General features: G+C 54.5%; 17 protein-coding genes and 2 pseudogenes. 1 reads left to right on the top strand and 18 read right to left on the bottom strand.

The annotated features are described in order from the left end of the window. Window positions 1–179 precede the first annotated feature (179 nt). The 18 genes and pseudogenes from rbfA to FD34_RS07410 form a co-directional block, all read right to left on the bottom strand. Window positions 180–539, bottom strand: a complete 360-nt coding sequence (gene rbfA, locus FD34_RS07490; protein ID WP_057808210.1) for a 30S ribosome-binding factor RbfA — start codon at window positions 537–539, stop codon at window positions 180–182. A gap of 17 nt (window positions 540–556) precedes the next feature. Further along, window positions 557–2,491: pseudogene (gene infB, locus FD34_RS07485) on the bottom strand (translation initiation factor IF-2); the annotation flags it as partial. A 230-nt stretch (window positions 2,492–2,721) separates the two neighbouring features. Further along, window positions 2,722–2,884, bottom strand: a pseudogene (locus tag FD34_RS08935) (translation initiation factor IF-2 N-terminal domain-containing protein); the annotation flags it as partial. A gap of 13 nt (window positions 2,885–2,897) precedes the next feature. Beyond that, window positions 2,898–3,212 (bottom strand): L7Ae/L30e/S12e/Gadd45 family ribosomal protein, encoded by a 315-nt coding sequence (locus tag FD34_RS07480; RefSeq protein WP_057808208.1) that lies wholly within the window; start codon window positions 3,210–3,212, stop codon window positions 2,898–2,900. Then, on the bottom strand, window positions 3,199–3,504 hold the full coding sequence (gene rnpM, locus FD34_RS07475; RefSeq protein ID WP_057808207.1) for an RNase P modulator RnpM: 306 nt from the start codon (window positions 3,502–3,504) through the stop codon (window positions 3,199–3,201). Before rnpM ends, FD34_RS07480 begins: the two co-directional genes overlap by 14 nt. A 27-nt stretch (window positions 3,505–3,531) precedes the next feature. Further along, window positions 3,532–4,791 (bottom strand): transcription termination factor NusA, encoded by a 1,260-nt coding sequence (nusA, locus tag FD34_RS07470; protein WP_057808206.1) that lies wholly within the window; start codon window positions 4,789–4,791, stop codon window positions 3,532–3,534. 17 nt (window positions 4,792–4,808) lie between these two features. Beyond that, window positions 4,809–5,282: a ribosome maturation factor RimP gene (gene rimP / locus FD34_RS07465; RefSeq protein ID WP_152936729.1), complete on the bottom strand. Its 474-nt coding sequence runs from the start codon at window positions 5,280–5,282 to the stop codon at window positions 4,809–4,811. A 163-nt stretch (window positions 5,283–5,445) separates the two neighbouring features. Then, on the bottom strand, window positions 5,446–9,774 hold the full coding sequence (locus tag FD34_RS07460) for a PolC-type DNA polymerase III (protein ID WP_057808204.1): 4,329 nt from the start codon (window positions 9,772–9,774) through the stop codon (window positions 5,446–5,448). A gap of 81 nt (window positions 9,775–9,855) precedes the next feature. Continuing rightward, the gene (locus FD34_RS07455) at window positions 9,856–11,586 is read right to left on the bottom strand and encodes a proline--tRNA ligase (protein WP_057808203.1); all 1,731 of its coding nucleotides are present in this window, start codon (window positions 11,584–11,586) and stop codon (window positions 9,856–9,858) included. A gap of 29 nt (window positions 11,587–11,615) precedes the next feature. Then, window positions 11,616–12,890, bottom strand: a complete 1,275-nt coding sequence (rseP, locus tag FD34_RS07450) for an RIP metalloprotease RseP (RefSeq protein ID WP_057808202.1) — start codon at window positions 12,888–12,890, stop codon at window positions 11,616–11,618. 27 nt (window positions 12,891–12,917) lie between these two features. Then, the gene (locus FD34_RS07445; RefSeq protein WP_057808201.1) at window positions 12,918–13,703 is read right to left on the bottom strand and encodes a phosphatidate cytidylyltransferase; all 786 of its coding nucleotides are present in this window, start codon (window positions 13,701–13,703) and stop codon (window positions 12,918–12,920) included. A 14-nt stretch (window positions 13,704–13,717) separates the two neighbouring features. Further along, on the bottom strand, window positions 13,718–14,497 hold the full coding sequence (locus FD34_RS07440) for an isoprenyl transferase (protein ID WP_057808200.1): 780 nt from the start codon (window positions 14,495–14,497) through the stop codon (window positions 13,718–13,720). Window positions 14,498–14,622: 125 nt separating this feature from the next. After that, window positions 14,623–15,186 carry a ribosome recycling factor gene (gene frr / locus FD34_RS07435; protein ID WP_057808199.1) on the bottom strand — a complete coding sequence of 188 codons (564 nt, stop codon included), beginning with the start codon at window positions 15,184–15,186 and terminating at the stop codon, window positions 14,623–14,625. A gap of 2 nt (window positions 15,187–15,188) precedes the next feature. Then, a complete protein-coding gene (gene pyrH, locus FD34_RS07430; protein ID WP_057808198.1) occupies window positions 15,189–15,911 on the bottom strand; it encodes a UMP kinase in 723 nt (240 codons plus the stop codon). Between the two features lie 85 nt (window positions 15,912–15,996). Continuing rightward, a complete protein-coding gene (gene tsf / locus FD34_RS07425; protein ID WP_057808197.1) occupies window positions 15,997–16,872 on the bottom strand; it encodes a translation elongation factor Ts in 876 nt (291 codons plus the stop codon). 112 nt (window positions 16,873–16,984) lie between these two features. After that, window positions 16,985–17,776 (bottom strand): 30S ribosomal protein S2, encoded by a 792-nt coding sequence (gene rpsB / locus FD34_RS07420; RefSeq protein ID WP_057808196.1) that lies wholly within the window; start codon window positions 17,774–17,776, stop codon window positions 16,985–16,987. Between the two features lie 160 nt (window positions 17,777–17,936). Beyond that, window positions 17,937–18,248 carry a GIY-YIG nuclease family protein gene (locus tag FD34_RS07415; RefSeq protein WP_057808195.1) on the bottom strand — a complete coding sequence of 104 codons (312 nt, stop codon included), beginning with the start codon at window positions 18,246–18,248 and terminating at the stop codon, window positions 17,937–17,939. Continuing rightward, complete coding sequence (locus tag FD34_RS07410; RefSeq protein WP_057808194.1) at window positions 18,235–18,993, bottom strand: tRNA1(Val) (adenine(37)-N6)-methyltransferase; 759 nt, start codon at window positions 18,991–18,993, stop codon at window positions 18,235–18,237. The genes FD34_RS07415 and FD34_RS07410 overlap by 14 nt, the downstream gene beginning before the upstream one ends. A gap of 103 nt (window positions 18,994–19,096) precedes the next feature. Between FD34_RS07410 and FD34_RS07405 the strand changes: the two genes are divergently transcribed. Next, window positions 19,097–19,735 carry a lysophospholipid acyltransferase family protein gene (locus FD34_RS07405; RefSeq protein ID WP_057808193.1) on the top strand — a complete coding sequence of 213 codons (639 nt, stop codon included), beginning with the start codon at window positions 19,097–19,099 and terminating at the stop codon, window positions 19,733–19,735. Window positions 19,736–19,739 lie beyond the last annotated feature (4 nt).

The raw sequence follows: 19,739 nt of genomic DNA, 5'->3' as shown, positions 1-19,739 counted from the left end.
GGAAAATAAGCTTCGCGGCGTCCTGTACGGCTAGCCTAGGACGGGGGTTGACACTAACAGCGCCGGCCTGTGTTCGTAGCTAGACGCTAGGGACGCGCTTATTTTCCGTAACCACATTGTAATATTGAAAAACTGACAGTGGCTGGGAGAAAACACTGTTTTCTCCCAGCCACCATTACTTACTTCTCCTGTTGGTGCAACTTGTTGATCAGCTGGTCAATCTTGCTACCATAGGCAATCGACTTGTCCCGTTCGAACTTGATTGCCGGAGTTTTAAAGATGTTGAGCCGGCTCCCCAGCTCACTACGGATCAGGCCGGTCGCCTTATCCAGACCGGCCTGGGCCTTCTCACCGTCCGAAGCCAGGTCCGAGAGCAGGCTGTAGTAGATGGTGGCCTGCTGCAGGTCCCCAGTAACGTCAACACCCGTGATGGTAATGCCCTTAACCCGGGGATCACGCACCCGCTTCAAGAGGATATCATCAACTTCGCGCTGGATCTCACCGGCAAGCCGGTCAACCCGAAATTGTTTGCTTGGCATATTATTCTCCTTAAGTTTTACTTAACTGGAACTTCCTTCATCCGGTAGGCTTCGATGACATCCTTTTCCTTGATGTCATTGTAGTTGGCAATCGTCAGCCCACATTCGAAACCGGCCTTGACTTCCTTGACGTCGTCCTTGAACCGCTTCAGGCTGCCGAGTTCACCCTCGTAGACAACCACCCCGTCGCGGACCAGACGAACCTTGGAGTCCCGGGTGATCTTTCCAGAGGTAACCATCCCACCGGCAATCGTGCCGACCTTGGAGGCCTTGTAGATCTGACGAACCTCAACCTCACCGATCGTCTCTTCCTCATAGACCGGTTCCAGCATCCCCTTCATGGCATCCTCAACCTCTTCGATGGCCTTGTAGATAACCCGGTGAAGACGAATATCGATGTTGCTGGAATCAGCCAGGGACTTAGCAACCGGGGTCGGCCGGACATTGAACCCAATAATGACGGCGTTGGAAGCCTCCGCCAGGGTAACGTCGCTCTGGCTGATAGCCCCGACGGCCTGGTGAATGATGTCAACCCGGACACCATCAACCTTGATCTTCTGCAGGCTCTGGCTCAGGGCCTCAACGGAACCCTGCACGTCGGCCTTGATGATGATCGGCAGGGTCTTCATCTTCCCCTTCTTCATCGTGGCAAAGAGGTTGTCCAGGGTAACGTGGGAGGTCTTCTGCCGTTCCTTATCCTGGGCCCGCTTTGCCCGTGCTTCACCGGCAGCCCGGGCCGTCTTTTCATCATCGAAAACGACGAACCGGTCCCCGGCTTCTGGGACCTCGTTGAGCCCGGTAATCTCGACTGGTGTAGCTGGCGTTGCGGCCTTGATCCGACGACCATTTTCATTGGTCATTGTCCGCACCCGACCATAGGTGTTACCAACCACGATTGGGTCGCCGACGTGGAGAGTCCCCTGTTGGACCAGCACAGTGGCCACGGAACCCTTACCCTGATCCAGCCGGGCTTCCACAACAGAACCCGCAGCATTTTGGTCTAGGTTGGCCTTCAGCTCCATCATTTCGGCCTGGAGGAGGATCATGTCGAGCAGTTCGTCCAGGTTCTTGCCGAACTTAGCGGAAATCTTGACGAAGATCGTGTCCCCGCCCCAGTCTTCTGGGATCAGGTTATATTTGGCCAGTTCCTCAGTGACCCGGTCAGGGTTGGCACCCGGCTTATCGATCTTGTTAACCGCCACGATAATCGGCGTTTTGGCAGCCCGGGCGTGGTGAATGGCCTCAACAGTTTGCGGCATGACCCCGTCATCGGCGGCAACCACCAGGACGGTGATGTCGGTGATGTTGGCACCCCGGGCCCGCATCTCGGTGAAGGCCGCGTGTCCTGGAGTATCCAGGAAGGTGATCAGGTGGTCATTGTAGTGGACCTGGTAGGCACCGATTTCCTGGGTGATCCCACCGGCCTCGTGTGCGGTGACGTGGGAGTGACGCAGCTTATCCAGCAGGGTCGTCTTACCGTGGTCAACGTGACCCATAACGGTAACGACTGGTGGCCGGGAAACGAGGTGGTTGGTGTTGCTCTGCTCCTCCTCGAAGATCTTGTCAATATCGGAAACGTCAACCTCGACCTTCTCCTTGGCCTCAATGCCGTAGTCGGTCGCCAGCAGCTCGATCGTGTCCTTATCCAGGGACTGGTTCTGGTTGATCATGACCCCGAGCATGAAGAGCTTCTTGATAATCTCGGCTGGGGACCGGTGGAGGATCTTACCCAGGCCCTGGGCGTTCATCCCCTCACTGTACTCCAGCACATCCGGTAACGGCTTATCCTTGCGCTGGGTTGGTTGCTTGTGTTCAACCTCGCGCATCCGGCGGTTCTTGTTATGCTTGTTACGCTTCTTGTTCTTCTTGTTGAAGCGGCCACCCCGCCGGTTGTCGTTGGCGTTCAAACTACCACCGAACCGGCCGCCGCCATTGCGGTGCTGGTTATTATTGTTGTGGTCAGCCTTGTGCCCCTTGTGTTCGGCCTTTGCCTGGCCCTGGTCGTTAGCACGGTGTCCCTTGTTTTCTGCATGCCGGTGCTGGTTAGCAGCATGCTTGTCATGATGGTCACCCTGCTTGTGCTCCTGGTGCTTGCCAGCTGGCTTGGTTGCCTTCTTGCCCGAATTGTTCTCGTGCTTCTTGTTGACCGGCTTGCTCTTGGCACTCGGGTTCTTCTTGGCTGACTGCTGACCCTTGACTACCTTCCGTAACTGGTTGGCCTGTTCGGGGGTCACCGAGGACATGTGGCTCTTGATTACCATCCCCTGTTGCTTAGCCACCGTTACCAAGTTCTTGCTTGTCATCTTGAGCTCTTTTGCTAGTTCGTAAATTCGTTCCTTGGCCATACGCTCACACTCCTTATTCCATTGTCATTAAATCCTCAAACTTTCTTGCAAATCCAGATTGCATCACACCAAAAACGGTTCTTGCCTGACCCGTTGCCTGACTGAGCTGCTTTCTAGTAAATTGCTGGCAGAACGGAACGTGGTAGAAGTTGCACTTGTCAGTAAACTTCTTGGCGCTCGCCGCCCCAGCATCACTTGCTAAAAACACAAACTTTGCCTTATTTGTTTGAACATTTTTTAAAACGATTCCTTCCCCGCTGGTCAGCTGACCGGCACGCCGCGCTAACCCCAGCAGGTTGAGGACTGCTTGTTGATTATTTTTGGGCATCTTTTCCAAATAATTCCTGCCGTGCCTGCAGGTGGTCCGTGTACTGGATCAATTCATCGTAGAATCCATCGTCCAGGGTAACGTGGAAGGCCTTCTCAAAGGTCTTCTCCGCCTTGGCCCGCTTGGCGATCTCAACGTCGACCGCGATGTAGGCGCCCCGGCCAGCCTTCTTACCGGTCGGGTCGAGGGAAACCTCGCCCTCCTTGTTCTTGACCACCCGGATCAGTTGCCGCTTGGGCATCATTTCACCAGTGACAATATCCTTGCGCATCGGTACTTTTCTCTTTTTCATTATTTTCACCCCGCTGCTTAAGCTTGATTATTCTGCTTCAGTTGATGATTGGTCATCATTGTCGGCAACGGTGCCATCGACATCGCTGTCCTCCTGGTTTTGGAGTTCCTCCATCTCGGATTCGGACTTGATGTCGATCTTGTACTTGGTCAACCGGGCCGCCAGACGGGCGTTTTGCCCCCGCTTGCCGATGGCCAGAGACAATTGGTTGTCGGGAACCACGACCGTGCAGGAACGTTCTGCTTCCCGTGGTGCTTCTGAAGGCGTCGTTTCGGTAGTGTCCTCGTCAGCAGTAGCGTCCACATCATCAGCGGGCGTTTCAACCGGTTCCGGTACTGGTTCCTCCGCCGGTGCTGGTTCATTGAAGATCACGTCCAAGACGTCGGCCGGGTTCAACGCGTTGGCGATGAACTTGGCCGGGTCCTTGACGTACTCCACGATGTCCATGTTCTCGCCATCCAACTCGTTGACAATCGCCTGGACACGGTAACCACGGGGGCCAACACAGGTGCCGACTGGGTCAACGTTGGGGTCATTGGAGTAGACCGCAACCTTGGCCCGGTCACCGGCCTCCCGCGCAATATTTTCAATCAGGACCGTACCGTCCTTGATCTCGGGAACCTCACGTTCAAAGAGCCGCTTCAACAGTTCTGGAGCGGTCCGGCTGACGTAGATCTGCGGGCCCCGCCGGTCATCGTTGACCTTGGAAACGTAGACCTGGATCCGGTCGTGAACGTGGTAGTGTTCGTTTGGCATCTTATCACGGAAGCCCATCGCACCTTCGACGCCATCACCGAGGTCGACATAGGTGAAGCGACGGTCCTCTCTGGAAACCTCACCGGTGATGATCTCGTTTTCGTAGGTCTTGTACTTGTCGTAGACGATCTTGCGCTCTTCCTCACGCAGCCGCTGCATGACCACCTGCTTAGCAGTTTGGGCAGCGATCCGGCCGAAGTTGCGTGGTGTTACCTCTTCGCGGATCTCGTCGCCGACGTCGTAACCCTGACCGTGGGGGAGCTTACGGGCATCCGCCAGACTCATGTACTCGTTACTGTCTTCAGCCACGGCGTCCTCGTCATCGGTGATCGTCTTGACGGCGTAGACCTTGATGTTACCAGTCAAGGAGTTAAATTCAACCTCAACGTTCTTTTCACCGTAGTTCTGCTTGTAAGCCGTCTCCAGGGCCTGCTCTAAGGCCTCGATTACGACTTCCTTCTTGATTCCCTTTTCCTTTTCCAGGTAATTGAGGGCGCCAATCATTTCCTCATTGACTCTTGATTTGCTCACTTGAGACACTCCTTTAACTAAAACTTGATTGCCAACCGGGCCTGGGCAACCTTGCTCCGGTCGATGACGACCTGCCGGTGCCGGGTCTTATCCAGGTAGTCGAGGGTTAGTTCCTTATCCGTCAGCTTGGTCAGGGTTCCCTCGTAGACCTTCTTACCGTTGATCTGTTGGTACAGGGAGACGTGAATGTAGTCGTTGACCGCCCGCTGATAATCTTCTTCGTTGCGCAGCGGCCGTTCAGCACCCGGTGATGAAACCTCCAGGAAGTAGGCCTGAGGAATCGGGTCGGGTTCGACATTGTCCAGGGCCTCGCTCAGCTGGTCGCTGACCGCGGCACAATCATTCAGGGTGATCCCGCCGTCCTTGTCGATGTAGACGCGCAGGTACCAGCTTTTCCCCTCCTTGACGAATTCCATATCGTACAGGTAGAAGTTGTGCTCATCCAGAATCGGCTTAACAAGCGCCGTTACCGTTTCGACAACAGTACTCAAATGTGTCACCTCCATCGTTTGCAATAAAAAGAGCGAGCATCACTGCTCACTCCCACGAGTTATTTACCATAGTTTATTTTAGCATAAAAGATCGCTGATGACAAACGAAAACGAGCACGTCGACGAAGCTTCCTGCATTCGCCACGCGTTCGTTTCAAATTGCCTAGAAGAGGCTCAGCTGATTCTCATCTGGCAAATCATCCAGGACATGGTTGATTGTGAAGAAATCAATCAGAGTCTTGGAGACCTTCCCCCGCTCGGCGAGGTCCTCCTTAGACAGGAAGGGCTTCTCCTCCCGGGCGGCCACAATCTGCTTGGCCACGTTCAAGCCCAGCCCGGGCACGGCCCGGAATGGGGCAATTAGGCTGTCGCCGTCGATCAGCCAGTTGGCGGCGTCTGACTTGTTAAGGTCGACCATCTTGAACTTGAAACCCCGCTCCAGCATTTCGTTGGCCAATTCAAGGATCGTCAGCAGGCTCTTGTCCTTGGCACTGGCGTCGTTGCCCTGCTCGTTGATCTCGGCCATCCGGTGCTTAACCGCGTCCTTACCGTGGGCCATGGCGACCACGTCAAAGTCGTCGGCCCGGACGGAGAAGAAGGCACAGTAGTAAACCAGCGGGAAGTAGACCTTGAAGTAGGCGATCCGCAGGGCCATTAAGACGTAGGCCGCCGCGTGGGCCCGCGGGAACATGTACTTGATCTTCAGACAGGAGTCCATGTACCACTGGGGCACGTTGGCCTTGCGCATCTTGGCCTGCCACTCATCAGGGATTCCCCGCCCGTGACGAACGGATTCCATCACCTGGAAGGAGGTTTCAGAATCCAATCCGTAGTGGATCAGGTCGGTCATGATGTTGTCACGACAGCCGATCACATTGGCAATCGTCGCCGTCCCCTCCTTGATCAGCTCCTGGGCGTTGTCCAACCACACACCCGTCCCGTGAGACAGGCCAGAAATCTGGAGGAGCTGGGAGTAGTTCTTCGGGTGGGTATCGTTCAGCATCCCCCGGACAAACCGGGTTCCGAACTCGGGCAGCCCCAATGTCCCGGTCTTACTCTGAATCTGCTCCTCAGTGACCCCGAGCTGCTTCGGGCTGGAAAAGAGCGACATCACGCCTGGATCGTTCATCGGGATGGTCCGTGGATTGATGCCGGACAGGTCCTGGAGGGCACGAATCATCGTTGGGTCATCGTGACCCAGGATATCCATCTTCAGGATGTTATCGTGGATTGAGTGGAAATCAAAGTGCGTCGTCTCCCAGGCGGCACTCTGGTCATCGGCCGGATACTGAACCGGGGTGAAGTCATAGATGTCCATGTCGTCGGGCACGATGATGATCCCGGCCGGGTGTTGCCCGGTCGTCCGCTTAACCCCGGTGGCCCCCTTGGCAAGGCGGTCTTCCTCGGCGCCGCGGAACTGGACGTCCTTGTCCCGCTCGTAGGCCTTTACGTAACCATAGGCGGTCTTATCCGCCACGGTACCAATCGTCCCGGCCCGGAACACGTTCTTCTCACCGAAGAGGACTTTCATGTAGTTATGGGCAATCGGTTGATAGTCCCCGGAGAAGTTCAGGTCAATATCCGGGACCTTGTTCCCCTTGAACCCAAGGAAGGTCTGGAATGGGATGTCGTGCCCGTCCTTGACCAGGAGGGCCCCACACTTTGGACAGTGGCGCTCCGGTAAGTCAAAGCCCGAGCTATACTCCCCCTTGGTGTAGAAATGAGTGTACTGACACTTCGGACAGCGGTAGTGCGGTGGCAGTGGGTTGACCTCGGTGATCCCTGACAGGGTGGCCACCACACTGGAGCCGACCGACCCCCGGGACCCAACCAGGTAGCCATCCTTGTTGGACTTGGCAACCAGCCGCTGGGCAATCAGGTAAATGACCGAGAACCCGTTCTTGACGATACTATTTAACTCCAGGCGTACCCGGTCCTGGACCAGCTTCGGCAATGGGTCACCGTACCAGGCCTTGGCGGTGTGCCAGGTCCGGTCCTGGATCTCCTGCTCCGCCCCCTTCATGTGCGGGGTATAGAGGCGGTCTTTAACCGGCCGGATGTCGTCGTCGACCATGTCAGCGACCCGGTGGGTGTTGTCAACCACGATCTCGTGGGCCTTCTCGTCCCCCAGGAAACTGAATGCCTTCAACATCTCGTCGGTCGTCCGGAAGTGGACGTCGGGACGGTGGGTCCGATTCAGCGGGTTGGCACCCCCCTGGGAGTTGATCAGGATCTTCCGGTAAACCCCGTCGTGCTCGTCGAGGTAATGGACATCCCCGGTGGCAACCACCGGCTTATCCAGGTCATCACCCAACTTGACCATGTTCTTCAGGATGTCCTCCAGGTGGGCCTCATCCGTGATCACGTGCTGCTCCAAAAGTGGGGCGTAGTTGGCCTTAGGCTGGGCCTCGATAAAGTCGTAGTAGCGGGCCTTCTTCAGGGCCGGGGCGTACCCCTTCTCCATCATCGCCGTGAATACCTCCCCGGACGAGCAGGCCGTTCCCAGCAGGAGCCCTTCACGATACTTGGTGAGCAGGGTCCGTGGAATCCGTGGGACCCGGTGAAAGTACTTGACGTTAGAGTATGAGACCAGCTTGAAAAGGTTCTTCAAGCCAGCCTGGGTTTGGGCCAGCAGGGTGACATGAAAGGGCCGGGCGTGCTTGTAGGCATCGTTTTCGGCCATGTGCTGATTGAGGTCGTCAACGTAACGGATGTCGTAGCGTTTTTCGGCGTCCTTCAAGAACTTGTAGAGCAGGTGGCCAGTGGCCTCGGCATCGTAGTTGGCCCGGTGGTGATGCTCCAAGGCGACCTTGAACTTCTTACTCAGGGTGTTCAGCCGGTAACCCCGCAGGTTCGGGTAGAGAAAGCGGGCCAGGGGGAGGGTATCAATGACCGGTTCGGTGATCTCCTCCATCCCATGGCGCCGGTACCCGGTGTTCATGAAGCCCATATCGAAGGAGACGTTATGCCCGGCAATGATACAGCCGTCGCAGAAGTCCTTGAACATCTTGAAGACCTCTTCCTCGCTCTTGGACCCGTGCACCATCTCATCGGTGATACTGGTCAGCTGGGTAGTCTGTTCCGACAGTGGGAAGCCAGGATCAATGAATTCATCGAAACGCTCCAGGACGTTACCATCCTTCATCTTGACCGCCGAGAGCTCGATCACCTTGTCATAGATTGCAGACAGCCCGGTGGTTTCCACGTCGAAGATTACGTAGGTGTTATCCAGCAGGACGTCGTGATTCTCGTTGTAGACCAGCGGAATCCCGTCATCGACCACGTTAGCCTCCATTCCGTAGAGCATCTTGATGCCAAACTTGTTGGCCGCCTTGAAGGCCTCCGGAAAGGCCTGAACGTTGCCGTGGTCGGTAACCGCCAGTGCCGGTTGTCCCCACTGGTGAGCGCGCTGGGCTAGCTCGGTGATCGAGTTAGTGGCATCCATCTGACTCATCTCGGTGTGGGCATGAAGCTCAATCCGCTTGTCATCGGCCGGCGCCTGGTCCTGCCGTTCGGTATGTTGAACCTGGTTGATATCGTAGGCGTTGATCACCAGGTCATGCATCCAGGTATCCTCCTGGACCGGCCCCCGGACCTTCAACCAGATTCCGGGCTTGATGTTAGCAAACTGGGCCTCATCCTCGGTATTGCGGGAGAACTTCTTGACCGCAAACGAGGAGGTGTAATCGGTAATCTCAAAGGTCAAGAGCTGGCGCCCCGAACGTAATTCGCGGACCTCGGCATTGAAGGCGTAGCCCTCAACCACAACAGACCGCTCCTCGCCCTGGATGTCCTTCATCTGGGTGACATTCTCCTTATCGTTGATCACCCGGCCCAACTGCGCCGGTCCTTCGGCAGGAGCAGCGGCCTGCTTCTGCTTGGTCTTGGCCCGGGCGTTGTTCTTCTTAATCTGCGCCATCGCCTTGGCCGCCAGGGCCGCGTCATCGGCCTCGTGTTTGGCCTTTAATTCCTTGATCTTCTCCTGAGATGCCGACTGGTCAACGAAGGGGTGGATCCGGAACTGGGGAAAGCCGAGTTCCTGGTAACGGTGCTCGATCCGGTCGAGCAACTTCTCAACCAGCATCTTCTTGACGATCTCGTTTTCAACCACCAGGGTCACCCGGCCGTCCTTAACCTCGGGACTGGTCTGCAGACAGGCCTGTTGGAGCATCGCCGAGTCATGGGCAGTCGTGTTGACGATATATTCCCAGTAGTCGGCGATTTTCTGCTGGTCAAGTTCGGTCATCGGACTGCTAATCTTGACCTGGACGCCGGCGATATCGCTAAAGCCTCGCTCCAGGGCCACAGTAAATTCCGAAAAAAGGCTGAAGGGAAGTGCCTGGCGAAAAATCAGGTGAAACTCCCATACCCGGGAACTCTTATGAACGACGACCGACTGAATCGCCGCACTTTGGAAGGCCGCCGCATTCTTTTCTGGAAAGTGAATCTGCTCAAGTAGTTTGGCAAACAGTTCATGCCGATTCAATCCCACACTAATGTCCTCCTATCTAAAAATGTGGCGCAAACCCATCTGATTCAGCTTTGCGACCACATTGAATATTTCAGTATTTAACTAGTTGTTCTGACTGTTTAATTGCTTCAGCAGGATGCCAACCGTGTTGGCGACCTCCTCCTGCTTGACCTCGATGGTTTCACCGGTCTTGCGGATCTTGACCTCGACGATCCCGTCAGCAGCCTTCTTACCGATGGTGATCCGGATTGGCAATCCAATCAAGTCGGAATCAGCAAACTTGACCCCGGCCCGTTCCTTCCGGTCATCCACCAGAACCTCGTAGCCGGCTGCCGTCAGCTGCTCGTCAATCGCGTTAGCCATCGCCATCTGGTCATCCTTCTTGGCGTTGACCGGGATGACGTGGACATCAAACGGCGCAATACTGTCGGGCCAGACCAGCCCATTCTCGTCGGCGTTTTGCTCGGCAACCGCGGACAGGAGGCGGGTAACGCCGATCCCGTAGGAGCCCATGATCACGTCAACCAGACGGCCATTCTCATTTAATACCTTGGCGCCCAGCTTATCGGAGTAATGGGTCCCCAGCTTAAAGATGTGACCAATTTCGATTCCCGGCGTGAACTTGATTGGGTGACCATCTGGGGCGATCTCCCCCTCCTTGACGTTTCGGAAGTCACCAAATTGATCGACCCGGAAGTCACGGTCGATGTTAGCGTTGACGTAGTGGTGACCATCATCGTTAGCCCCACATGCCATGTTGACCAGGACCTTGACGTAGTTGTCGGCCAGGATCTTAACATCCTCGCCAACGCCCACGGGACCCAAGGAACCCGGGTGAGCACCCAGGTACTTGACGGCCTGTTCCTCACTAGCCAGGGTCAATTCCTCACAGTCAAGTGCATCGGTCACCTTCGCCTCGTTGACCTCGTCGTTGCCCCGCATCAGGACCATGACCGGCTGGTAGTCATCCTCACCCATCTTAGCCATGAAGAACATTGCCTTCAGAATCTGGTCGGCATCAATGCCCAGGCTGGCCGCTGCCTCATCAACGGAGTGGGCGCCCGGGGTGGCCTTCTTAGTCAGTTCAGCTGGTTCCGCCGTTTGTTGAACCCCGGTGAACTTGCTGGTGGCCTTTTCTAGGTTGGCCGCGTAGTCCCCATCGGTGTAGGCGATCACGTCCTCACCCACCTTGGCTGGGGCGGAGAATTCCTGAGAATTCTTCCCGCCCATCGTGCCGGAATCGGCCAGGATGACCTTGTAGTTCAACCCAACCCGGTCAAAGATGTTACGGTAGGCCTGGGCCTGCTTATCGTAGGCTTCATCCAGGCCAGCCTGATCGGCAGAGAAGGAGTAGCCATCCAGCATTTCAAATTCCTTTCCCCGCAGGATCCCGTAACGCGGCCGGTCCTCATCCCGGAACTTGTCTTGAAGTTGGTAGACCACCAGGGGCAGCTTCTTGTAGGACTTGATGCTGTCTCGGATGACCTCGGTGAAGGTCTCCTCATGGGTCGGCCCCATGATAAAGTCCCGATCGCGCCGATCTTTGAGCTTGAAGAGGTTGTCCCCATAGCTCTCGTAACGACCAGATTCCTTCCAGAGGTCAGCTGGCAGGAGGGCCGGCATCATCATCTCGACAGCATCGGCCTTGGCCATTTCATCACGGATGATGTTTTCAACCTTGCGGATGACCCGGTAGGCCAACGGCAGGTATGACCAGACCCCGGCGGATACCTGGTAGATGTAACCGGCCCGAATCATCATCTTGTGACTCAGGGCCTCGGCATCACTCGGTACCTCTTTCTTGGTTGGAATCAAAATCTTTGATTGTCTCATAAAAAATACTACTCCTCACAAAATCAATTTTAATGAATGAAATAACGTTGAATGTCGTTCCAGGTAACAAGGATCATCAACAGCAGCAAGAGCATGAAGCCAATCATAGTCACCACGCCCTCAGCCTTCTCGGGAATCGGGCGCCGGATGATGGCCTCAATGATGTTCAAGAGCAGCTTGCCACCATCGAGGGCCGGAATCGGCAGCAGGTTGACGATCCCCAGGTTGATCGACAGCAGGGCCAGGAAGTTCAACACCCCATTGACCCCCAGCGCCGTCGCCTGGGACGTCCCCGCGTAGATGGCAACGGGGCCACCCAAATCGTTGAGACTAAAGCCATGTGTAAACATACTCCCCAGCACGCTAAAAATCAAGGTTCCGGCCTGGATAAACTGCTGCCAGCCAAAGAGCAGGCGGGCCTTGATCCCAGTCTTCTGCTCCTCAATGATACCGATCTGGCCGACCTTCTCCTTGCCCTGGTGAACCGTCTTCGGTACGACGGTAACCTGGTGTTGGTGGTGATTACGCTCATAGGTCAGGCGAACTCGCTTACCCGGCTGACTGGAGATCTTGGTGGCCAGTTCACCCCAATTGTTGACCGTGGCATTACCGACCTTGGTGATCCGGTCACCGGCAACCAGCCCCGCCTTGGCAGCCACCGAACCGCTATTGACCTTACCGAGCCGGTTGCTGTTGGTCGGCACCCCACTGAGGGTGAAGCCAAGGATGACGAACACAATCAGCGATAGAATGAAGTTATTCATCGGCCCAGCAAAGTTTGTCATCATCCGGGCGGACAGACTGGTGGAACGGAACTGGACATCGCGCGGTGCAATCTGCACATGGGTACCGTCACGCTCAATAATCACGGCATCATGATCGACATCATAGTTCTTCAGCTGATCTTCATCACCGTTGACGTAGCCCTTAATCCAGAGGCCGTCGGTGAGGTCACAGTCAACAAGTTGCAATGGAATCCCCCGAAAGAGGGCTGCCTTGTTGCTCGCGTTGATGGTGACCACCTTGCCAGAATCGTTGAGCTGGACGGTCACCGGGGTCCCGGGCCGTAGCTCATCCATGTCCTCGTCGTCGTTGCCGGCCAGCCGGACATAGCCACCGATCGGCAGGAGCCGGATGGTATAGGTGGTCCCATTCTTACGGTGCCACCAGAGCTTGGGGCCCATCCCGATCGAGAACTCCCGAACCAGGATGCCAGCCCGCTTAGCAAAGTAGTAGTGGCCGTATTCGTGAACCAGGACCAGGATACCGAATACCAAGATAAAGGTAATAATTGTTACTATCACATGATCCCCTCTTTAATGCTGTAGTTATTAAATAATCCCGAGCAGGTGCAACATTGGCATCACGATAAGCATGCTGTCAAACCGGTCCAGAATACCACCGTGACCGGGGAGGATCTTTCCGGAATCCTTGACCCCGTAGTAGCGCTTCAGTGACGACTCGATCAGGTCACCAAACTGCCCCATGATCGAAAGAACAATGGTCAACAGGATCATTGGCAGCCAAGCACCACCGACCGGCAGGAAGTACAGGTAGATGGCCAGGATAACTGTGGCCGCAACCGTCCCACCGATGGAACCCTCCCAGGTCTTGTTGGGACTGATCTTCGGCGCCAGCTTGTTCTTACCGATCTGCCGACCAATCAGGTAGGCACCACTATCAGTCAACCAGACAATCAGCATCCCGTACAGGAGGGTGATGAAGTTGATTGAACGGGCGGTGATAAAGTAGTGGAAGCCCATTCCAATATAGAGCATCCCCAGCGTCAGCACACCAACATCATCAAAAGTAAACCGTTGCTTGCGCAGGACCGTGTGCAACAAGAGCAATACCACCAGGACATAGAAGCCAAACCAGCGCGTAGTCACGCTCGGCAGGAAGTCTAACCAATTGTCTGGCAGGATCAAAAGGGCCACCCCGAGGTAGCTGACGATCGCCTCAAAGGAGATCACAAACATCTTCTTCATGACCAGGATCTCCGACATGGCAATGATTCCCAGGGCAACCGCTGCAATGGTCAGCGGCCAGCGGCCGTAGACGATCAACGGGATGAAGATTGCCAGGGCAACCACCGCCGTAATTATCCGTGTTTTCATTATTACTTACTCCTTTACTTATTTACTAGGCCGCCAAAGCGCCGGTGTCGACCCTGGAAGCCAATGATCGCCCGCTTCAGGGCTTCACCGTCAAAGTCCGGCCAGTGTTCTGGTACGAATTCAAGCTCACTGTAGGCAATCTGCCAGAGCATGAAGTTACTAATTCGTTCCTCACCACTGGTCCGAATCAGCAGGTCGGGATCAGCCAACTCGCCCAGCGGGGACGACATCAGGTGGTCGCTAATTGTCTGCTCCGTGATTGTGGTGGGATCCAATTGACCATCCTGGGCCGCCGTGGCGATTGCCTGGACTGCCCGGGTGATCTCATCCCGGCTACCATAGTTCAGGGCAAAGTTCAGAATCATCCCGTCACAATCGGCGGTGTCTTTGATGGCATCTTTAACCGCTTGTTGTGTTTCCGCTGGCAAACGGGTGATGTCCCCCATCACCATAACCTTGACGTTGTGTTTGACCAGGTCCGGGACGAAAGTCTTAAAGAAACGGATCGGCAACTGCATCAGGTAGTTGACCTCCGTGGCTGGGCGCTTCCAGTTTTCGGTGGAAAACGCGTATAGGGAAAGCACCTTGACCCCGAGATCGCTAGCCGCAATGGTCACCTTCTTGACCGTCTGCATCCCCTGCTTATGACCGGCAACCCGCGGCAGGTGCCGGGCCTGGGCCCAACGGCCGTTACCGTCCATGATGATAGCAATGTGGGCTGGAATTCGATCCATGTCCAATTTTTGTTCCGTGTTTGTGTCCTTTTTATTAGAAAACACCGACTTCGCCTCCATTAGTTGGTTTTGACAAATAATCACCCATTAATTATAAGGCTCTTGGGATTAAAAAGCTACTTGACCAAAAAGCAAAAAAACGAGGGTGGGGTCGCCCATCCTCGTCAATCGTGAACATGGTTCAATTATCCTTCGAGCAATTCCTTTTCCTTGGCGCTGGCAATGTCTTCCAGGTTCTTGATCCCGGCATCGGTCTCGTCTTGAACCTTCTTTTCGAGATCATGGAATTCATCGTCGTTGAAGTCACCGTTCTTGTTACCCTTCTTCAGGTCATCCATGGCTTCACGCCGGACGTTTCGAACGGCCACCTTAGCCTTCTCCAGCTCGGCCTTAACGTCCTTGACGAGTTCCTTACGCCGGTCTTCCGTCAGTTGTGGAATAATCAGCCGGATGGCACTACCGTCGTTTTGCGGCGTCAGGCCAAGGTTGGAAGCGTAGATGGCCCGTTCGATTTCTTCCAGGATGCTGCCGTCATATGGCGTGATCAGCAGTTGCCGAGCCTCGGGAATCGTGATTGAGGCCACCTGGTTCAGCGGGGTCGGTGCCCCGTAGTATTCAACCTTAACGGAATTGAGCAGGCTGGCATTGGCCTGGCCGGCCCGGATGTCCGCCAGCGTCCGTTGCAGGGCTTCACCGGACTTCTTCATCTTGTCCTTAGCACCGTTTAAAATATCCTTACTATTAGCCATTATTAGTCCCCCTCAATGGTCGTGCCGACCTGCTCGCCGGTAACGACCTTCATAATGTTTCCTGGTGTATTCAGATTAAAGACGACCAATGGAATGTGGTTGTCCATTGACAATGAGCTGGCCGTCGTGTCCATGACGTGCAGGTTCTTTTCAATCAGGTCCATGTGGGTCAGGTGATCAAACTTGACCGCACTGGCATCCTTGTTTGGATCAGCAGAGTAGACACCATCAACCCCATTCTTCCCCATCAGGATTGCGTCGGCGTTGATTTCAGCTGCCCGTAAGGCGGCCGTGGTATCGGTTGAGAAGTACGGGCTCCCGGTCCCACCAGCAAAGATCACGATCCGGTCCTTTTCCAGGTGCCGGATGGCCTTGCGCCGGATGTATGGTTCAGCAATCTGCCGCATCTCAATCGACGTCTGCACCCGGGTTGGAACATCGATGGACTCCAGGGCATCCTGCAGGGAAAGAGCATTCATGATGGTGGCCAGCATCCCGATGTAGTCAGCTTGGGCCCGCTCCATACCGAGCTGTTCACCAGTGACGCCCCGCCACATGTTACCGCCACCGACCACGATGGCAATTTGAACGCCCAGGTCATGAACGGCCTTGAGCTCCTTGGCAACGTCTTTTAAAACTGGTGGGTTAATGCCAAAGCCCTTCTCACCGGCCAGAGCCTCACCGCTCAGCTTCAAGATAACACGATTGTACTTAATATCAGCCATGATTTTCCTCCTCAGATTATCTGAACGTTTGAGTATTGTAAAAAAGGACGCACTGAACCCAGCACGTCCTTTCGCCAAGCGAACCTTAGTTCATTTGGTCCTTTACTTCTTGAGCAAAGTCATCCTGCTTCTTTTCGATTCCTTCACCGACTTCGTAACGGATGAAGGACTTCAGCTTGCCATTGTTAGCAGAAACGTATTCGGCAACCGTCTGGTCTGGGTTCTTAACAAAGTCTTGGTCTGCAAGGCAGATTTGGGATAAGAACTTGTTAAGACGACCTTCAACAATCTTGTCAACGATCTTAGCCGGCTTGCCTTCGTTCAGCGTTTCTTCCTTGAAGACGGAACGTTCGTGGTCGAGACGGTCCTTGGAAACGTCGTCACGAGTCATGAATTCAGGGTTGATAGCGGCAACGTGCATTGCTACATCCTTAGCAGTCGTTTCATCGCCGCCTTCGAGAACAACTAAGGCCGCAATCTGGCCACCCTGGTGCAGGTAGGCACCGAAGCTGTCGCCATCATCCTTTTCAACCACGCTGAACCGACGAAGGCTAACCTTTTCACCGGTCTTCTGGGTGGTGCTGATGATGTCATCCTTCAGGGTACCATTGGCCGTCTTGATAGCCAGGGCTTCGTCAACGTTAGCTGGCTTGTTTTCGCTGATCAGCTTGGTAACTTCCTTGAGCAGGGCCTTGAATGGGTCACTAGCAGCAACGAAGTCCGTTTCGGAGTTCAACTCAACAATAGCTGCGGTGTTACCGTTGATGGCAACGTCTGCCAGACCTTCGGCAGCAACCCGGTCACTCTTCTTGGCGGCCTTGGCAATTCCCTTTTCGCGAAGGTAGTCCATTGCCTTGTCCATGTCACCGTCGCTGGCAACCAGGGCCTTCTTGGCATCCATGATCCCAGCGCCAGACTTCTTCCGTAATTCCATAACTTGAGCAGCTTTAATTTCAGCCATGACTAAATCTCTCCTTTAAATAATCAATGGGATTTTCAAAAAAAGGGCTGTTTGTACTTAGGGCCACTATGGTCCATAACACAAAACAGCCCAAGTATTTAATAACTTAATGTTAGTCTTTGCCTTCAACACTGTTCTTGAGGTTCTTCAGGGAATCTTCACTAACAGTTTTTTCTTCGGCGTTGTCGTCAGCAGCGGCATCTGCTTGTTGTGCGTCATCTTGGCCCTGCTTACCTTCAACAATGGCATCAGCCATCTTGGAAGTGATCAGACGAACGGCACGGATGGCATCATCGTTTGATGGAATTACGTAGTCGATGTCATCTGGGTCCGTGTTGGTGTCAACCATGGCAACGATCGGGATGTGGAGCTTTTGTGCTTCCTTAACCGCGATTTGTTCCTTGTGTGGGTCAACGATGTACATAACATCTGGGATCCGTGGCATGTCTTCGATACCACCAAGGAACCGTTCCAGCTTTTCGCGTTGCTTAGTCAGCACAACAACTTCCTTCTTTGGCAAAACGTCAAAGGTACCGTCTTCGGCCATCTTCTTGAGTTCCTTCAGACGAGCGATCCGTGATTGGATGGTCTTCCAGTTGGTCAAGGTCCCACCTAACCAACGGTGGTTAACGTAGTATTGACTGGCACGGGTAGCTTCTTCTTCGATGGAGTCTTGAGCTTGCTTCTTGGTACCAACAAAAAGAACTACACCGCCGTTAGCAGCAACGTCCTTCATGTAGTTGTAAGCAGTGTCGATCATCTTAACCGTCTTTTGCAGGTCAATGATGTAGATCCCATTACGTTCAGTGAAGATGTATTCTTCCATCTTTGGGTTCCAACGACGAGTTTGGTGACCGAAGTGGACACCGGCTTCAAGCAATTGCTTCATAGTAACAACAGACATAATAAACCTCCAAATTGTTTTTTCCTCCCCATGGCTCTGCTAACCCAAGAACCCTTCACAAGGGCACGTCTCGAATTATCACCATGGGTGTGTTATATGTTGTTAAACACCGTTTAATAGTATACAAAAAAGCTTGTCCATTGACAAGCTTTTTGAATGCCTAATTTGAATGGTGGTGATGGTTTAATCGGTAAAACCGGGCAACACTAACCCCGTGTGCGGCCAGGTAGGCTACCTTTTTTGTCCGGGACTGGTGTTTAAAGTGGTACTCGGCGCTCAGGGCGGCATGCTTGCTGTCAAAGGCGGTCTGATAGATCAAGCGGAGTGGGTGACGGGCATGTACCCGGGTGTACTTGGCCCCCTTCCCCGCCTGGTGGGTGGCAAAGCGGCGGGCAACGTCGGTGGTGAAGCCACAGTAGAGGGTATCGTCGGCGCAGTAGAGAACGTATATATAGTAATTACGACTGGCCATAGAGCATCTCTTGAACCGCCGGCAGGTAGTGACCATCCTCATCACTAACGGTCAGTGGCGGCACCACCTTCAATCCACCCGGTTTACCATCCTTGATCACCTCAAGCAGGAGCATGTTAGCATCCCGCCCCGGCTTTGGATGGATGAAGCGTAGCCGCTTGGGAACCAGACGGTGAGCCTGCATCGTCGTCAGGATCTCAGTCAGCCGGTCAGGGCGGTGAACCAGGTAGCCGTGACCGTTCATCTTCAGCAGCCCGCTCATCTGAGCAGTCACCGTGGCTAGGTTAGTCGCAATCTCGTGGCGGGCAATCGCCAGATAGTGGTTAGGATTCTTCTGACTCTTGGCACTCACCGGAAAGTAAGGCGGGTTGCACATAACAACATCAGCCGAGTCCTTGGGTACCGCCGTGAAGACGTCGGCTATATCCATGTTGAGGACCCGGTAGCGGTCGGTAAGCCGGTTGAGTTCAACACTGCGGCGGGCCATGTCAGCAATCCGTGGTTGCAGCTCCACCTCAGCAAAGGTTCCGCCGAGTTTTTTGTGGAGGAAGAGGCCGATCGCCCCGTTGCCAGCACAGAGATCGACCGTCCGCAGCTTATGCCGGTGGTTGGGCCGGACAAAATCGGCCAGCAGGACCGCGTCGAGTGAGAAGGCAAAGCAGGTCGGGCTCTGGATGATCTGGACGTCCTGGCTGTACAGCTGGTCGATGCGTTCATCGTCTTTTAATAGGGAAGCGGATTCCATCTTGTCATGCTCCTTTCGTGATTCGCCCCTTGCATCTGGAAGCTTTTTTCGTCATACTTAAAGGCTAGAGATTAAAAATTATTCGAAGATTGGAAGAACAATCATGCTTTACAACTTTTTAGTACACCTCATCAACCCCCTGCTCAACCTAATCAACGGGTGTACCCGGGTCTACAACCGGGGAAATCTGCCTGATGGCAACTACATCATCGTGGCCCCCCACCGGACCTGGATGGACCCGGTCCTGATCGCCCTAGTCGTCTGGCCAAAGAAGTTTAGTTTCATGGCCAAGAAGGAGCTCTTCGCCAATCCGGTTGCTGGTTGGTTTCTCAAGAAACTCAACGCCTTCCCGGTTGACCGGAAGCACCCTGGTCCCTCGGCAGTCAAGAAGCCAGTCACCATCTTGCGTAAGACCGACCTATCGACGATCATCTTCCCGTCCGGGTCCCGTTACTCCGCCAAGCTCAAGGGTGGTGCAATTGTCATCGCCAAGCTGGCCAACGTACCCCTCGTTCCGGCGGTCTATCAGGGACCATTGAAGTTTGGCCAGCTCTTCACCCGTAAGCACCGGCACATTGCCTTTGGTAAGCCGATCTACATCGACCGCAAGCAACGCCTGACCGATGAGAACCAGGCCAAGATCGAACAAGAGATGCAGACGGCCTTCGATAAGTTGGACAAGCAGATCAACCCGGATTTTCACTATGTCATGCCACCAAAGCCGGCGGACGACGACTTCTAAAAGA

The sequence above is a fragment of the Limosilactobacillus pontis DSM 8475 genome (assembly GCF_001435345.1).
Lineage (GTDB): Bacteria > Bacillota > Bacilli > Lactobacillales > Lactobacillaceae > Limosilactobacillus > Limosilactobacillus pontis.
The sequence above is the reverse complement of the archived record's forward strand: the minus strand, read 5'-3'. Positions and strand labels throughout refer to the sequence as shown.

Coding starts and splice junctions, on each gene's coding strand:
- rbfA (WP_057808210.1), bottom strand. CDS start 539: ATGCCAAGCAAACAATTTCGGGTTGACCGGCTTGCCGGTGAGATCCAG.
- FD34_RS07480 (WP_057808208.1), bottom strand. CDS start 3,212: ATGCCCAAAAATAATCAACAAGCAGTCCTCAACCTGCTGGGGTTAGCG.
- rnpM (WP_057808207.1), bottom strand. CDS start 3,504: ATGAAAAAGAGAAAAGTACCGATGCGCAAGGATATTGTCACTGGTGAA.
- FD34_RS07455 (WP_057808203.1), bottom strand. CDS start 11,586: ATGAGACAATCAAAGATTTTGATTCCAACCAAGAAAGAGGTACCGAGT.
- FD34_RS07445 (WP_057808201.1), bottom strand. CDS start 13,703: ATGAAAACACGGATAATTACGGCGGTGGTTGCCCTGGCAATCTTCATC.
- FD34_RS07440 (WP_057808200.1), bottom strand. CDS start 14,497: ATGGAGGCGAAGTCGGTGTTTTCTAATAAAAAGGACACAAACACGGAA.
- frr (WP_057808199.1), bottom strand. CDS start 15,186: ATGGCTAATAGTAAGGATATTTTAAACGGTGCTAAGGACAAGATGAAG.
- pyrH (WP_057808198.1), bottom strand. CDS start 15,911: ATGGCTGATATTAAGTACAATCGTGTTATCTTGAAGCTGAGCGGTGAG.
- tsf (WP_057808197.1), bottom strand. CDS start 16,872: ATGGCTGAAATTAAAGCTGCTCAAGTTATGGAATTACGGAAGAAGTCT.
- rpsB (WP_057808196.1), bottom strand. CDS start 17,776: ATGTCTGTTGTTACTATGAAGCAATTGCTTGAAGCCGGTGTCCACTTC.
- FD34_RS07415 (WP_057808195.1), bottom strand. CDS start 18,248: ATGGCCAGTCGTAATTACTATATATACGTTCTCTACTGCGCCGACGAT.
- FD34_RS07410 (WP_057808194.1), bottom strand. CDS start 18,993: ATGGAATCCGCTTCCCTATTAAAAGACGATGAACGCATCGACCAGCTG.
- FD34_RS07405 (WP_057808193.1), top strand. CDS start 19,097: ATGCTTTACAACTTTTTAGTACACCTCATCAACCCCCTGCTCAACCTA.